Source organism: Bradyrhizobium sp. HKCCYLS2038 (assembly GCF_051167655.1).
GTDB lineage: Bacteria > Pseudomonadota > Alphaproteobacteria > Rhizobiales > Xanthobacteraceae > Bradyrhizobium.
Genome location: NZ_JBNPTM010000004.1, coordinates 16,378 through 31,388, shown reverse-complemented (window position 1 = coordinate 31,388; position 15,011 = coordinate 16,378). Strand labels below are relative to the sequence as shown.

General features: G+C 61.6%; 12 protein-coding genes and 1 tRNA gene. 6 read left to right on the top strand and 7 right to left on the bottom strand.

The window, feature by feature from the left end; all coding sequences use genetic code 11:
- The first annotated feature begins 14 nt into the window (after nt 1-14).
- A complete protein-coding gene (locus ACQR1I_RS18145; RefSeq protein WP_434865927.1) occupies nt 15-1,304 on the top strand; it encodes a tyrosine-type recombinase/integrase in 1,290 nt (429 codons plus the stop codon).
- Here ACQR1I_RS18145 and ACQR1I_RS18140 read toward each other — a convergent pair.
- Nucleotides 1,301-1,519 (bottom strand): hypothetical protein, encoded by a 219-nt coding sequence (locus tag ACQR1I_RS18140; protein ID WP_434865926.1) that lies wholly within the window; start codon nt 1,517-1,519, stop codon nt 1,301-1,303. The two genes, ACQR1I_RS18145 and ACQR1I_RS18140, sit on opposite strands and share 4 nt — an antisense overlap.
- A gap of 362 nt (nt 1,520-1,881) precedes the next feature.
- On the opposite strand from ACQR1I_RS18140, the gene ACQR1I_RS18135 reads away from it, so the two are divergent.
- A tRNA-Arg gene (locus ACQR1I_RS18135) sits at nt 1,882-1,976 on the top strand.
- A gap of 529 nt (nt 1,977-2,505) precedes the next feature.
- Here ACQR1I_RS18135 and ACQR1I_RS18130 read toward each other — a convergent pair.
- Genes ACQR1I_RS18130 through ACQR1I_RS18105 form a run of 6 tightly spaced genes read right to left on the bottom strand, consistent with a single transcriptional unit; the run spans nt 2,506 to nt 7,522 of the window.
- Complete coding sequence (locus tag ACQR1I_RS18130; protein WP_434865925.1) at nt 2,506-3,807, bottom strand: phospholipase effector Tle1 domain-containing protein; 1,302 nt, start codon at nt 3,805-3,807, stop codon at nt 2,506-2,508.
- 19 nt (nt 3,808-3,826) lie between these two features.
- Nucleotides 3,827-4,549, bottom strand: a complete 723-nt coding sequence (locus tag ACQR1I_RS18125) for a DUF6602 domain-containing protein (protein ID WP_434865924.1) — start codon at nt 4,547-4,549, stop codon at nt 3,827-3,829.
- Between the two features lie 12 nt (nt 4,550-4,561).
- The gene (locus tag ACQR1I_RS18120; RefSeq protein WP_434865923.1) at nt 4,562-5,461 is read right to left on the bottom strand and encodes a CBASS oligonucleotide cyclase; all 900 of its coding nucleotides are present in this window, start codon (nt 5,459-5,461) and stop codon (nt 4,562-4,564) included.
- Nucleotides 5,461-5,967, bottom strand: a complete 507-nt coding sequence (locus ACQR1I_RS18115) for an HORMA domain containing protein (RefSeq protein ID WP_434865922.1) — start codon at nt 5,965-5,967, stop codon at nt 5,461-5,463. Before ACQR1I_RS18115 ends, ACQR1I_RS18120 begins: the two co-directional genes overlap by 1 nt.
- On the bottom strand, nt 5,964-6,446 hold the full coding sequence (locus ACQR1I_RS18110; protein WP_434865921.1) for a hypothetical protein: 483 nt from the start codon (nt 6,444-6,446) through the stop codon (nt 5,964-5,966). Before ACQR1I_RS18110 ends, ACQR1I_RS18115 begins: the two co-directional genes overlap by 4 nt.
- A 2-nt stretch (nt 6,447-6,448) precedes the next feature.
- The gene (locus ACQR1I_RS18105) at nt 6,449-7,522 is read right to left on the bottom strand and encodes an AAA family ATPase (protein ID WP_434865920.1); all 1,074 of its coding nucleotides are present in this window, start codon (nt 7,520-7,522) and stop codon (nt 6,449-6,451) included.
- A gap of 90 nt (nt 7,523-7,612) precedes the next feature.
- Here ACQR1I_RS18105 and ACQR1I_RS18100 point away from each other — a divergent pair, with 90 nt between their 5' ends.
- From ACQR1I_RS18100 to ACQR1I_RS18085, 4 genes are all read left to right on the top strand, one after another.
- A complete protein-coding gene (locus ACQR1I_RS18100) occupies nt 7,613-10,741 on the top strand; it encodes a tetratricopeptide repeat protein (RefSeq protein WP_434865919.1) in 3,129 nt (1,042 codons plus the stop codon).
- A gap of 505 nt (nt 10,742-11,246) precedes the next feature.
- On the top strand, nt 11,247-11,411 hold the full coding sequence (locus ACQR1I_RS18095; RefSeq protein ID WP_434865918.1) for a hypothetical protein: 165 nt from the start codon (nt 11,247-11,249) through the stop codon (nt 11,409-11,411).
- A gap of 228 nt (nt 11,412-11,639) precedes the next feature.
- On the top strand, nt 11,640-12,596 hold the full coding sequence (locus ACQR1I_RS18090; protein WP_434865917.1) for an ArdC family protein: 957 nt from the start codon (nt 11,640-11,642) through the stop codon (nt 12,594-12,596).
- A 112-nt stretch (nt 12,597-12,708) separates the two neighbouring features.
- Nucleotides 12,709-14,835 carry a ParB N-terminal domain-containing protein gene (locus tag ACQR1I_RS18085; RefSeq protein WP_434865916.1) on the top strand — a complete coding sequence of 709 codons (2,127 nt, stop codon included), beginning with the start codon at nt 12,709-12,711 and terminating at the stop codon, nt 14,833-14,835.
- The last annotated feature ends 176 nt before the right edge of the window (nt 14,836-15,011 follow it).

The following is a 15,011-nucleotide window of genomic DNA, read 5'->3' as shown; positions in this document are numbered from 1 at the left end:
CGAGGGCGCCTCCCATGGACGAGCTGAGCGATACGAAGATCCGCAACGCGGCGCCGTTGGCCAAGGAATACGCGATGGCCGACGGCCAGGGCCTGAGCGTCGTGGTTCGGCCCAATGGAACGAAGCTCTGGCTTTTTCGCTACCGCTTCGGCGGGAAGCGCAAGAACATGTCTTTCGGCACCTTTCCAACTGTCGGGCTCAAGGCCGCGCGCGAAAAGCGTCATGAGGCGGCGAAGCTGCTCGACCAAGGCTTGGACCCCGTCGCTGTGCGCGAGACGAACCGCCAGGAAGACGCGAAGCTCAAACACACCTTTCGGGCCGTGGGCGAGGAATGGGTCAAGGCGAAGCTCGAGAAAGAGAACAAGGCAAAGGCAACGATCAAGCGGGAGTGCTGGAATCTTGCTCAGCTTTATCGCGAGCTTGGTGATCGCCCACTGTCCGAGATCACGCCGCCGGAACTGCTGACAGCCTTGCGCCGCGTCGAGGCCCGTGGCCGCTTCTACACCGTTGGGCGCCTGCGATCGACCGCCTCGCGTGTGTTCCAGTTTGGTGTCGGCGCCTCGTACTGCAGCAGCGATCCCACCCGCGATCTGAAGCACGCCCTCACAAAGGCACCCAAAGGCAACCCTCGCCCAGCACTGACCGATCCGGAAGATGTCGGCGATCTGATGCGCCGCATTGAGGTCTATGACGCCAAGAACGGCGGACTTGTCCGCTACGCCCTCAAGCTGATCGCCTTGACCATGGTCCGCCCTGGCGAGCTACGGCTGGCCGAGTGGACTGAGTTTGACGAGAAGAATTGCGTCTGGCTGATCCCCGCAGAGAAGATGAAGATGCGCGATGATCACGAGGTGCCGCTGTCTCGCCAAGTCCTGGCTATCCTGGCCGAGTTGCGACCCCTGACTGGCCGCGGTCGGTATTTGTTTTCCCATGACGACGATGTGCCGATGTCCGACAACACGATCAACAAGGCGCTGCGCATCATGGGCTACGACACCGGCCCCGGTGGCGACCACTGTGCACACGGGTTCCGCTCCAGCGCCTCGACCTTGCTCAATGAAGAAGGTGCTTTTGAAGGCGATGTGGTGGAAGCCCAACTCGCCCATGAAACAGACGAGAAAAAGAGACGGCGTCGCGACGAGGTGGTGCGGCGCCAGCTTGCCAAGGGTGACAAGAACAAGATTCGCGCCATCTATAACCGAGCAGCCTATTGGAACGAACGCGTGCGCCTCATGCAGCATTGGGCCGATCGCCTAGATCGCTTACGCGAAAGAGCCACCGAGCCGCTGCGCAAGTCCGCCTAAATCATAGCTCGCGATTCGACCCGTGGCAGCGAGGCGTGATACTCATCAATGCTATCGAGATCGATGAGTGTCTTGCCTCCCATCTTGTAGGCCCTGATACGCTCTTGCGCGATAAGTTCGTAGGCTTTTGTCTTGCCGAATTTGCCATAGCTGCACCCGTCCTTCAAGTCGACGAGACGGCGCTGCTTGATGGCGTTGTTGTCTGCTGTGCTCATGTAATCGTTGCGGTCGCCTCAGTTTAGCATCGGGCACGGAGGAGCACGGTGCTTTCTAAATCAGTGAAAGTGCTACAGCTCACCGATGGAAGACCTATGAAACGTCGGTGAGTGTTTCGGATACAATGGCGTAGAAATTCGTGTAAGCGACAACAGCCGTCTCACACTGGCTACACCGAGTTTTGCGTGTTCTCCCGCATTTCATGCCAAGCATCAGGCTGAAATGGGAGGTGGTTCGACCCAATCAAATGCGCTAGAGTTGGCGCTCGACTACTAGGTAGCAACTGCGCGCCTTAGTTCGCCATAACCGGCTCGTGTCGATCCCTGCCGGAGCGCCAATGCGAACTTTTCTCGGCCGTCGCGCGCCAGTCCGAATGTTGGTTCTAGGCCAAGGGCAGGACTAGCGGGCAGACTACGAATCTGAGGGTCGGACGTTCGAATCGTTCCGGGCGCGCCATTCAATTCAAGCACTTAGCCAAAATCACCGTTTGAGTTTTGACAACTAAAACGGCTTTTCAAACGGTCCGAAGGTCCGGCGCGACATGTGCGCCTGGGCTGGCGCGATACAGTTCAAGTCTAAGAATTTGACCAGGAGGAGAGCGGGCGAGCTCACGCGGCTTTCTGATGGGTGGCAGGTGGGGCACGGTCTGGACGCAGCTCGCGGCACGTGAATCGGGCGGGCCGCGACGGTATTGAAAGGCCCGGCGGGATCGGCGCCGTGCAGTGCTATTCTACATGAAGCCGGATATCACGGAGACAGTTAAGGAGGCCGCTGCCAACGACCGGAACGCTTGGCAGTTCGTTAAACAGGCGGTGGTCAGGCGCCGAAGTCGAACAAGACTTGACCGGATCCGCGCCGGCGCAGAGATTGCTCACACGCACGTCGATTGGCCCGGACGGCATCCGTCGGACTAAGACCGCCGCAACGCTGCGCGACATTACGCAGACGACCCACGACCGAATCCTGTCGGTCAGCTCCGGACGGATCAGTCGGGCGCGGACGATTGCGGGTTCGCTGCTTGAACAGACGTTTGCAGCCGACCCGGATCGAGGTTCTTTCGCTTGGCCCAATCGACAAGGTTGACCGGGCGATATGCGGGGTCTGCGCGCCACCGGTCGAAGACGCTTACGTCGATTGTTTCGTTAACCGTCGGATGAGTGCCGTCGTCGCGCTCCTCGGCTTCGGCGCCAATTGGACGGTAGAAAGGCGACGTGATCCATCGGTACAATCCGTAGCCGAATTTGCCGTATGAATCGGCGATAGGGGCGGCCAGCGAGTCCCCTTCCAACTCTACTTCGGTTCGGAAGGTCAGCCCGTGAGACTCTGCCTTCTTCATCAACCAACGGAGCGGAGCCTGATTGAGAAGATCGGTTTCATAGCCGCCTCCGACGTTGGCGTGGGCGCCTACAAACCACCGCTGTTCGACGGCCGACAGAGGACGAGGTTGCGCGATCACCGCCTTCGGCTCCTTGGGATGACGGACGGTCCAGAGCGTCGGAGCGAAATCTCTGCGATGTTCGTCGACAGCGAGCGCATGATAGCCATTGAGGATGTGGATCCGCAGGCCGGTCTGCAGGTAGTCGAACTGCGAACGGCTGATACCCTCGATGTTGCCGGCCGCCAAACCGACCGAGCCCACCGTGTCCCAAACGCCGATCATCTTGACATCAGCGGGGTTGGAATACTTCAGGAGCCAGCGCTCCTGCTCGGTAAGCTTGCTTGCCTCGCCGGAGGCCTGCATCTCCCTCAGTCTCCAGATGGTCTCCTCGTTGCCCTTGCGGTAGCGGGCGAACAATTCGGCCACTCCGATCGGGGAGCCGGCCTTCAGGACACCGTCGATGGCGATGAGGCCGGCGAGTGCCCTCGCCGTGTATGCGCCGCGGCTGAATCCGAAGATGAATATCTCGTCGCCTTCATTGTAGTTCTCGATCAGCCATTCGTAGGCCAGACGGATGTTGTCATCCAAGCCCTGACCAAAGACGCCACCGAGCACGCCGTTCACGCCGACCGAGTAGTAGACCAGCTGCGGCCTGTCGTCCTTGCCCTTAGCCGCCGTCAGCGCCCTCATCCGCCAGACGTTCGTGTTGCTATCGACGGAATTCCATGTGCCGTCGAGATAGACCACCAACCGCTTCTGCTTCTGGTCTGCGCCAGCGAACGTCGGTTGACTACCACTCTTCTCTGCGGGGCGACCCACCAGAACGCCGATCCAGACGATCGCGATGATGGCAAGGAGAAAGCCGACCGTATGCGCAGTCCGCTCGATGAACCGGAGAACTCTTTTCATTCGATGCGCTCCTGGCAGTTCATGACAACCAGCGGGCGTAGGCTTGGATGTCGATCATCGGAACAGTCCCGCTGTACTGGAGAATGGAGATGAGATTGAACAGGAAGGCCGTCGCGGGGCGCCCGTCCTTGGTGAAATTGTATGTCTTCGCCTTGGGGTCGAACGTGAAGTGCCCGTGCGCGGCGACGCATCCCATGTCCAAACGCTCGAGTTCGTCGGTCACATCGAGCGCGCGTTCAAGCGGCTCTCCGAAGGGCGGGCTCCAGTCGCTCTCGAACGTGAGCAGGCCGCCGATGATCGGGATCAGCGGCTTCGCGGGATAGGTTCCGCCGGCGTGCGGTATCGGCAAGCTGGTACGGTGAAGGCATCGCACAGAGGCAATCTTCTTCTGCGCGTATCCGACCATGGAGGCGTTGATCGCCTGCTTCGCCTCGAACGCCGCGTATACGCTTTCCGCCGGGACGATCGTCTGTCCCTGGTACTTGAAGATGAACGGCGAATACTGCCGGTCGAAGACGACGACATCGATCTGGTCGCTGAAGTTGCCCTGGCTGTCGACGATGTGCGCCGATGCGGCTTGGTACCGTTGCGGCAGGTAGGCCTGCAGCATCTCCAGCCACACCTGCTCGCTCGCGTCGCCCTTCGTCCCGGGGTGGGCGAACGATTTGCGTGCGATAGCAAGCTTCTGCTGGATATCGTCGTGCAACCCCGACAGCAGCACGGAAAGCGACCAGTCAGTCACGTTGGATACTCCTCACGATATCGGAAACTTCTGGCCGAACAGCGCTCGCCAAGCCTTGAGCGAGTCGCCATGACGTCCTTTACGGTCGAGATCGATCGCATAGGCAGCCTCTTGCTCCGCCGCGCGCAGCAGATCGCGTGCGCGCTGCTTGCGCGCCTGATCCATGCCGTCGCTGATCGGCGGCCCCAACCCCGCCGGGTCCGGCCAGGTGTCGAAGATCCGATCGGCGAGAGTTGCGAAAAAGCTCTGGATTTCGCGATCGAAGCTACCACCGAAGCCTCCGTAGAGCACCTCCAGCGCCATGACCTCGATCAGGAAGGACGGCTTGACGGGCTTCTCGCCGTGCTTCGGATTATTGTTCCAGTATTTGACCATCCGCACGAGACCCTTCCATTCGCTAGAGTAGGCTTGGTGCGCAGCGGTCGCCTTCTCGGCATGCTTTTTCGGATTGGTCTTGATCCACTTGCCGAGATCCTTGTCGGGTATTTCGTAGTCGTCGCCGGCGACGAAGGCGGGCACGGCATCGACGCTCATGATGCGGTAGTCGGTGTTGTCCTCGGCATCGACTTGCACACCGAAGTCGATGTTGATCGATCGCCCCTGCTTCTTGACGGCCTTGTCGCCATACTTCTTGACGAGAGCGTCGTAGAAGTCGTCCAGGACCACCGAAGGGGCCTTGGAGCGGTAGTCGTGCTTGTTCGGGTTCAGCACGAAGAATATATCGACGTCCTTAAGCGGCTTGGTCTTCGTCCAGCGCGCGTACGAGCCGGTCAGGAAGTCGTTGACGATCGAGAACTTGGTGTCCAGGTACTCGCGTACTTCCTGCTCGCGCGATCTGGCGTTGTCCTCCTCGCGCTGGTTGAGCTCGAGCTTATTCTTGAACTTGCGGAAGGCTTCGTTAGTGGTCAGCATCAGGGCCTCCTCAGGTACGACGTGCTGCCGCTGAGGCTGCCGTGGCCGATGGTAGTGCCGAGGCTCTGGCGGATCATGCCCTCGGCAGAACGGGCCTTCCCCGTGCCCCAGCCGGTGATCTCGCGATGCCCCGACTTCAAATTGAGGCGCAGGTCGTACTTCGCTTCGCTCGGCACCAGACCGGCTTTGCGGATCGCATATTTCAGCTGTTCGGTGTCGGTCCAGAAGCTGCCGTCGCCGCCCGTCCAGCTGTAGGAGATCTCGATGTTCCACTGGAACAGAAGCTCATCGGTGAGCGGGTGATAGATGTCGAGTTTCACGCACTTGAGGTCGCCGGAGCGGAGCCATCCGTCGACGCCGCGCTTGTGAAGCTCCCAGTTGTTCACGAACACCGCCGGATCGAGTCCACTGTGAAGGATGACGTCCTTCAGGCTCTTGAGAATGTTCTCGGCCACGTATGTGACCGAGTGGGTGTGGGAATAGACGTTTACGGCCACGGCGGTCATGGTTCGAGCAATCCCTTGAGATCGGGAACGAGCGAGAGCCGGGACGCGGCCGTAGTGGGCTCGTTCTGATCGGCTGCGACTGGAGCATCGGCCTCACGCGCCGTGATCCTGGCGCTGTGCTGCTTCAGAGCCCGCTGCACCCAGTCGAGTTCGTCGGCATTGCAAGGCAACGAGATAGCCCAGTTGCCCTTCAGGGCGTCGTAACCCAGGACCGCTTCGTTCGCGTCCGACCCGTCCACGGCGTCGTCGTCGAAGATGCAGTAGATCCGGGTGCGCGGGCCGTCGCAGGTGGCAACGATGGGGTAGTCCTTCGGTGCGCGGTCCGAGATGATGCTGGCGGCAATGCCGGCAACGGCGGCCAGCTCCTTGCGGGCGGGGTGCGAGGCCCCGGGCGCGAGCAGGTCGGCGATCGCGCTCCACGTCGCGAGGGCATCGCGGGCGGGAGTGGAGGCGAAGGTGCGTCGGATGACCGTGCTCATCGTCAGCCCTCCACAGTGAGACGGGCCGCTTTCGCCGCCTTTGCCGCTGCGAGCAGTTGCCCGAGGGTGACCTTCTCCGGATGCATGGCCGTGTCCGGATCGGTCGCCAGCGCGCTCGCGACCATCTTGCGGATGGCACGGCCGTCGAGCCCGACGCAGGCTGCGGCGCATTCCGCGAAGCCGGGCGCGTTCGCGAGTCTTGCGACTGCTGGATACGTCGCGCTGAGCGCGGTCAGGCAGTCCTTGAGGATTTGCGCGCACGCCTCCTTCGAGGGGAGCTGGATCTCGACGATGAGATCGCAGCGGGAAGTGAAGGCGCCGTCGACCGCGCGCGGGAAGTTGCTGGTCGCGACGAAGAGAAGGTTCGGATATCGCTCGGCCAAGGCGTCGAGTTGAACCAGGACAGCATCGGTCGCGCGGTGTACGTCGACGGGGTTGGCGTCCATGCTCAATTTGGCGCGATCCACGGCGAGTGTCTCGACCTCGTCGAGCAGAACAACGACGGGTCCCTGTGCGGCGGCTTCCGCGATGGCTTGGCCGAACAGCTCCGTGACCGCACGCTGACTCTTCCCGAGGGACGAGCTCGCAAGCTGATGCGGCTCTACTTCCATCAGACGGAAATTCGCGCCTGGGAATGCCTTCGAGACACGGTGCGCCAAGCCGCGGGCCAAGGAGGTCTTGCCGGTTCCGGGCTCCCCCACCAGCAGAATGACGCCGTGCAGAGGAAGCACTGTCCGGGAGACCTTCTCCCGGATCGTGAAGTTAAGGATCGCCTGGGCCGTGAGCTTGTTCTTGATCGCCGGGTCCAGAACGATGGAGTTCCAGAGGGCGCCAAGCGAGTCGTCCGGAAGAGAGAGGATGCGCTGGATGCCCTTGGGCAGATCTGCCTCCGCGGGAACAGCCTTCAGTTTCGCCGTCACATGATTTCCGATGCGTTCGGCGGCGATTCTCGATCGGGATCGCCGGGTTTGATCGTCGATGGCGGATCTGAAGGGGCGCCCGGACATCCGGAGGGCCGAATTCAGTTTGCCATCAAATTTGTTGGTAACCTTACTCCCGGATGGCTCGATTCGCAAGAATTGCCATCAATTTTGTTGGCATGTATGGTGGCGGCGGCACCGATCGATCCTCGGTCGGCCTAATTCTCTAATGAAATCAATAGACTGATGGCAACGACGTACAGGTTCAATCCTGGGTTTCAGACCGACGAGGAGTCCGTCCAGACCTTCATCGTGCGGAAGGCGGACCTCGAACTGGCTCTCGCTCCCTTCCGGGAGAGCGCTTCGGCCCCACCGAGAGTCCTGATCGTTGCGCCGCGCGGCGCTGGCAAGACCACCCTGTGCCGGCGCGTCCTGGCAGAGGTCCACCAGGATCCGTCGTTGAGCAGAAGGTGGCACCCGATCTTCTTCGGGGAGGAAAGCTACGCCATCACCACGCCGGGGGAATTCTTCCTTGAATGCTTATTCCATCTTCAGGATCGGTCGAACGATGGCGTAATCAAAGCCGCCTATGAGCGAGCCCTGTCGCATCCGGGCGAGGAGGAACTGCTCGATCTCGCTTCGAAAGCGCTGCAGGACTTCTCCGCCAGCGTAGGAAAGCGGCTTTTGATCATCGTCGAAAATTTCCAGACCATACTCGACGATCAGATCGGCTTGGGCGCGCAGGATCTGCTGAAGCGGCTTTCCGATGTCTCCGTTTTCGGAGTGTTGGCCACGTCGGTTTCCCAGCTTGCGACCGCAGAGAACGTCGCCCTCCCGTCCGATTTTCTTAGGATCGACCTCAGGCCGCTGTCGCGCGAGGAGTGCCGTGCACTTTGGAATTTTCTCACCAAGCAGGAGATCAAGATCGACCGGATCCGCCCGATCGAGATTCTGACGGGCGGAAGCCCTCGCATGATCCACATCCTCGCGGAGTTCATGCGGTCTCCTTCGCTTCACAACTTGATGGAAAACCTGAATTTCCTGATCGACCAGAATACTGAGTATTTCAAGAGCCAGCTCGATAGCCTTCCGCCCACGGAACGCAAGATATTTGCCGCCCTGCTGGAAGCCTGGGACCCGGCAACGGCGAAACAGGTCGCCGAGGCCGCGCGCGTATCGACCAACACCGCGTCGGCGATGCTGGCGCGCCTCGCGGAGCGCGGTTCTGTGATCAAAAGCCCCGGATCAGGGAAACAGGCGCTCTACTCGGCGGCCGAGCGGCTGTTCAACATCTACTACCTCATGCGTCGCCGCAGTCATCCGTCGAGCCGTGTTCGCGCGCTCGTCTCGTTCATGACCGATTACTACGACCGCGACGAACTTATCGACACCGCGACCACGCTTGCGATGGAGGCTTGCTCTGTTCGGCCTGACAGCCGCACGGACTACCATGCCTTCTACGACGCGATCCTCGAACGCACTCCGACGCTCGTTCGCACAAGCATTCTGGAACGAACTCCTCCGGACTTCCTCACGTCCTTCACGGCCCACCAAAAAGCCGCAGCAGACAGCGCCCGGGCTCACGCGCCATCAGTCGCTGTTGAATCGCGAGACGCCGATGATGAGCTTGCAGAGTTGCTTTCTGAGGCCGATCGGCTACTGGACGCCGGGGACACAGAGAAAGCCATCAATCTCTATTCGCGGGCCACGGAAATCCGCCCCCACGACGCTGAAGCGTGGATGAAGCTCGCGTTGATCTACCTCGGCGAGGACCGAACGGACGAGGCACTCAGAGCGGCCGACGAATCCATCAGGCTTCGCCCGCAGGACCCTTGGGGACACGCAATCAAGGGCATGGCACACGGCGAAGCCCGCGAACTAGAACTCGCTGAGGCGGCATTCGAGGCAGCCTTGAGCGCGGATGCCGACTTCGGCTTCGCTCTCGGCCATCTAGCAAGAATCAAAGAAGAGAAGGGAGAGCGGAAGGAGGCGATCGAACTTTATGAACGGGCCTTGCGTTTCGGTGCGATTACTGACCAGGATCGCGCCGGTTACGCGGAAGTCTTGCAAGCCGATAACCAGCTTGTGGAAGCCGAGTCTCTACTGCGCGGATTTGCAGACGAACGAGACAACTTCCTTAGCAGGCGGGCCTTGGCCGAATTGTTGAGCGGATCCGACCGTCGACAAGAAGCGATCGATCTACTCCGACGAGCAGCGGAAGCTTCGCAGGAGTGGCTCGCCTGGGCCGACTTGGGTTCGTTCCTTGCGCGAGAAGGCAGTCCCAACGATGCTGTCCAAGCTTTGGAAAGCTCCATTGCAAAGGGAGCGGGGGCGCCAGAAGTCTTTGTCAGCTATGCACGGGCGTTGCAGCAGATCGGAGAGCCGATCTCTCGCGTGTTGGCGGTCGCGAAAGATCTCACTGAACGCCTTCCGGAAGACTACAATGCCTGGATATACGCCAGTCTGCTCGCGAAGGCCGCCGATGATAAGACTCTTTCCGAAGTCTACGTACGGAAGGCTTTGACGATAGAAGATCATGTTCGCGGCTGGATTATGTTGGCCGTTCTTCTTCAATCGCAACCTAAGAGATCTGCTGAGGCCGAAGAGGCCTTTAGGGAGGCTGTTTCGGTAGCCCGAAAAGGGCGTGATTGTTCTGCGGTTCGATTCCTCGCAGAGTATCTGGTCCATCGGGGCGAAGAGACTGCCGCCCAGGAGGCGATAGCAAAATGGTTCGCGGGCGAGAGCCCCTGCTATTGCTGCGCGGTTCTCGAGGGCGATATCGCAGCGCGCAACGGTGATGCAGAAAACGCTAGCCGTGCCTACCGATCTGCGCTCGGAGAGCGAGACGACGGCATCGAAGCGTTGACCGGTCTTTCTCGCTTCGTCGACCGCAATGAGGGAGAGCAACTCATCGCGCGCGCGATGGAATCCGATGCTTTAGACCCGCGTGCACTTCTCGCGCGGGCCCGACTGCGTCAGAACGACCCAGAAAGTCAGATAAGAGATGCGTTAGAGGCCGCGCGTCTTTCGCCGGAGCCCGCGGAAGCGCAGCTTTTCCTCGCGCGCACTTTGCTGGATCGTGGTCAGGCCAATCGAGCTCTTGAGCACCTGAAACTCGCCCTGAAGGATCTGCCGGAACAACGGGAGCTCACGGCGATGTTCGTGGATGCGGCTATGGCGATAGCGGCCACCGGTCATGGCGACCGCGTCAGCGAAATGCTGAAAGCCGACGAGTTTGGTTCGAATATGGAGCCGTTGATCGTGGCGCTGCGGATCAAGCGCGGAGACAGGCCAGTCGTAGCGAAGGAGGTATTGGAGGTCGCATTGGACATTGCGAATGGCACGCAGGGCAAACGCGGAGGTTCAGGATTGTGACCGTCCGGCTTGGGGGACCAGCTGCGTGTGCATACCCGGCTGATCGAGGACGCCGTGTGCAGAGCAGGCGCGCTTGAGTTGCGGGCTGCGGCAAACAGTTCGTGGCACCAGCTCATCTTGCCGCGCCGCAGGCGCGGCAAGATGATGCACGAGAGGATAACTGATGACACATACGAATCAGGAGCGAGCAGTCTCTCCGCGTCAGGGGCATCCCCTGGCTAAACCAATTTGGGATATCAGGCTGCAGGCCATGTGGATCACGTTCGTGGGCCTCTACGTGATTGTGGGAAAGACGGCCAATGTGACCTCGTCTCCCTCTACGGCGCGGCTGCTTTCGTCAGTGCTTCTGACCGCCGGAGTCAGGTTCTTCTCCTGATCTGTCACCGTTATTGCCGCGGATCGCGCCGCATCACGCAAGACCTGGCTTGTCGCGTCTGCTCAGATGGCAGAAGCTGCCAGCCGCGGCGATGGTGATCTCCTCTCATGTTGCTGGGATACGATCGGCATGAGCTTCCTCGTCATGGACAGCTTCATCGCGAGGTCTGTTGGCCGGACGCTAATGCTGCGGCGTGAGCTACCAGAGCGCTTCGTTCCGTTCTTTGCTTCCGCGGTTACGACCGTATGGACTCAGAATAAGCGCTGGCGGGACTTCTCTATTCATTACGATTGATATCTCGAACTTTAGGGTCTTGACTGGGGGCCAAATCTTCTTGCGCTTCGAACAGGTTGACGGGGCTCAATGCGGTTGCCGCGGCCATGTGAATCCGCACTCCTGGATCGGCTAGCTCCACGGTCCCCCCGCGGCTTGGTCGGATAGAGGAAGAGTGCAGGCCGGTTTGGCTGTGACGGGTTGGAAGTGGCGAGAGAGTTCTCGCCGCGCCCGTCGCGGAGAACCGCGATGCAGGGACGGAGAGTTGGTGGGCGCTCTGGCGAGGGCCGAGCGAGCCTCTATGAGGAGATAACAAGCAAGATCATCGGCGAGCTGGAGGCCGGCCGTGTGCCCTGGGTTCAGCCCTGGGGCACGCAAGCCGCGAAAGCCCAGCTTGCCTTACCCCGGAATGCGACGACGGGTCGGGCATACACCGGGATTAATGTCCTGATACTATGGGGCGCCGTTATCGAGCACGGATTTTTCGGCCAGAGCTGGCTGACATTCCGGCAGGCGCTGTCGGTCGGCGGCCATGTGCGCAAGGGCGAGCGTGGTGTCACCGTCGTCTATGCAGACCGCTTTGTCCCCACCGATGAGCGGCAGCGTGCCCGCGAGGTGGGCGAGGAGGCACAGGCGATTCCGTTTCTCAAGCGGTTTACGGTCTTCAACACCGACCAATGCGACGGTTTGTCCGAGGACATCGCAACCGCGGCGCCACCACCGCGGCCTGGGTTGGTTGAGCCTGTTTTGGAGACGCTGATCGCGAACAGCGGCGTCGAGTTCCGGATTGGTGGTGACCGGGCGTTCTATGCTCCGGTTGAGGATTTCGTGCAGGTGCCGCCACCTGCCGCCTTCTTCGAGCCTATCAACTGGCACCGCACGGCATTGCATGAGCTCGCCCATGCGAGCGGGCATTCGTCGCGGCTGAACCGCGATCTCTCAGGCCGGTTCGGCAGCAGCAAATATGCCTTCGAGGAGTTGATCGCGGAAATCGCGTCCGCCTTCAGCTGCGCTGCGCTTGGCATCGTGCCGACCGTGCGTCATGCCGATTACATCGGCGCCTGGCTCGATGTCCTGCGCGAGGACAATCGCGCCATCGTCCGTGCGGCGAGCCAGGCAAGCCGTGTGGCCGACTATATCCTCGGATTTGCACCGCAAGCGGACGGCCAGGTGGATACGAGCGGAAGCGACTGCGCTGCTGCGTGAGTGCGGTGCTCCGGGGCCGAGCGGAGGAGAGCAAGAGGGCGAGAGGTGCTCTGCGACGGGGTGAAGGCCTGAGAGAGAGGTTCTTGGGCCGCCCGTCGTGGAGAACCGAGCGATGACCAAGGCTACCCAGAAGATCACGCTGTCGCCGTCGCGCGACATTCCTTTCAACAAGCTCGTCCTGAGCCAGTCCAACGTCCGCCGTTTCAAGGGCGGCGTTTCGATCGAACAATTGGCGGAAAGCATTGCCGAACGGACGCTGCTGCAGAGCTTGAACGTCCGCGCCGTGCTCGGTGATGATGGCAAGGAGACCGGGATGTTCGAGGTGCCGGCGGGCGGCAGGCGCTACCGGGCGCTCGAACTGCTGGTCAAGCAGAAGCTGATGGCCAAGACGCAGGCCGTGCCTTGCGTGGTGCGCGATTCCGGTTCAGCCTTGGATGACTCTTTCGCCGAAAACGACCAGCGCATTGGTCTGCATCCCCTTGATCAATTCCGCGCGTTCCAGGCGCTGCGTGACAGCGGCATGAGCGAGGAGGAGATCGCGGCGCGGCATTTCGTGACGGGTGCGGTGGTCAAACAACGCTTGCGGCTGGCGGCTGTCTCGCCAGTGCTGCTCGATGTCTACGCCGCGGACGGCATGACGCTCGAGCAACTGATGGCCTTCACGGTCGCGACCGATCATGTCCGTCAGCAGGAGGTCTGGGACAAGGTCAGCCGCTCTGGCTGCGATGCGCCTTACCAGATCCGCCGTCAGCTGACCGAGCTGACGGTTCGGGCGTTCGATCGCAGGGTCCAATTCGTCGGGCTTGCCTCCTATGAGGTTGCAGGCGGGGTGGTGCTGCGGGATCTGTTCGAGGCCGATGACGGCGGCTGGCTGCAGGATGTCGCGCTGCTCGATCGCCTCGTGGCGGAGAAGCTGCAGACTGAAGCCGAGAGGATCGGCGCGGAGGGCTGGAAGTGGATCGCGGCCGCCGTTGACTTCCCGTTCGGACACTCCCATGGCTTGCGCGAGCTTCAGGGAGAGCCGGCCGAGCTCACCGCCGGCGAGCAGGCTGCAATCGAAGCGCTGAAGGCCGAACAGGCCAAGCTCGAAGTGGACTATGGTCAGGCCGATGAGCTGCCCGAGGAGGTCGATCGGCGCCTCGGTGAGATCGAAGCTGCGCTGGAATCCTTCGAGGAAAGGCCCGTGACCTTCGATGCGGCGGAGATGGCGCGCGCCGGCGCGTTCGTCAGCGTCGACTCCGAGGGCCGGCTCCGGGTCGCCCGCGGCTTCGTCCGCCCGGAAGATGAGGTCGCCGCGACGAGCGACCAGCTGGGTGCCGAAGCTGGGACGGACGCCGATGGCCGGACCGGCATTCCGGACGCGGAGGTCAGGGCAACGGCGCCGACGATCGTGATCGGCGGCGGCCAGAGCGAGGTGCCCGATGAGGAAGAGGAGGACGTCGAACGGCCCTTGCCGGACCGGCTGATCAGCGAGCTCTCGGCCTATCGCACGCTCGCTCTGCGCGATGCGCTGGGTCAGCAGCCGTCGGTCGCCTTCCAGGCGGTGCTGCACAGCTTCGTGTTGGCGACGTTCTATCCATTTGGCTCCGCGCTCAACTGCCTGGAGATATCGCTGCGTAGCCCGAGCTTTTCGGAGCAGCCGCCGGGCCTGCAGGACAGCATTCCGGCAAAGGCGATTGCCGCCCGTCACGCGGCCTGGAAGGCAAAGCTGCCGGCGAGCGACAAGGACCTCTGGGAAGCACTGACGGCGATGGACGGGACGACGCAGGCCGAGCTCTTCGCGCATTGCGCAGCGCAGGCGGTGAATGCGATTTCTGAGCCGGCCAACCGGGTGCATCAAGGGCGCCTGTCTGTGCACGGCGTCCGCGGTCGCCTCGACCAGGCGGACCGGCTGTCGCGCGCTGTTGGGCTCGACATGATCAGTGCCGGCTGGAAGCCCACCGTGGACAACTATCTCGGTCGTGTCACCAAGCATCGCATCCTGCAGACTGTGCGCGAGGCCAAGGGCGAGGCCTCGGCCCAGCTCATCGAACATCTCAAGAAGCCAGATATGGCGCGCGAAGCCGAACGGTTGCTCGATGGCAGTGGCTGGCTGCCGGAGCCGCTGCGAGGAGCAGAGACCGATGTTGCGCCGGCAGCTGAGGGCGAAGGTGGCGACAGCCTCCCGGCTTTCCTCAGCGAGGACGAGGAGGCGACGGAAGGCGCTGATGAAGTGGAGGAGATCATCGCTGCGGAGTGACCCGCGGTGCGGGACGGCCTGAGTGTCAGGATAGAGATCATGGAAGCCCGGCCAGTTCGGCCGGGCTTTTTCATGCAGGTCATCAGCGAGCTGGGGCGCAGCGAGAGTGAGAGACGGGGCAGCGCGGGTGAGGCCGCCTGACAAGAGAGAGCGTTCGGCGGACCTCCGTATCCTCG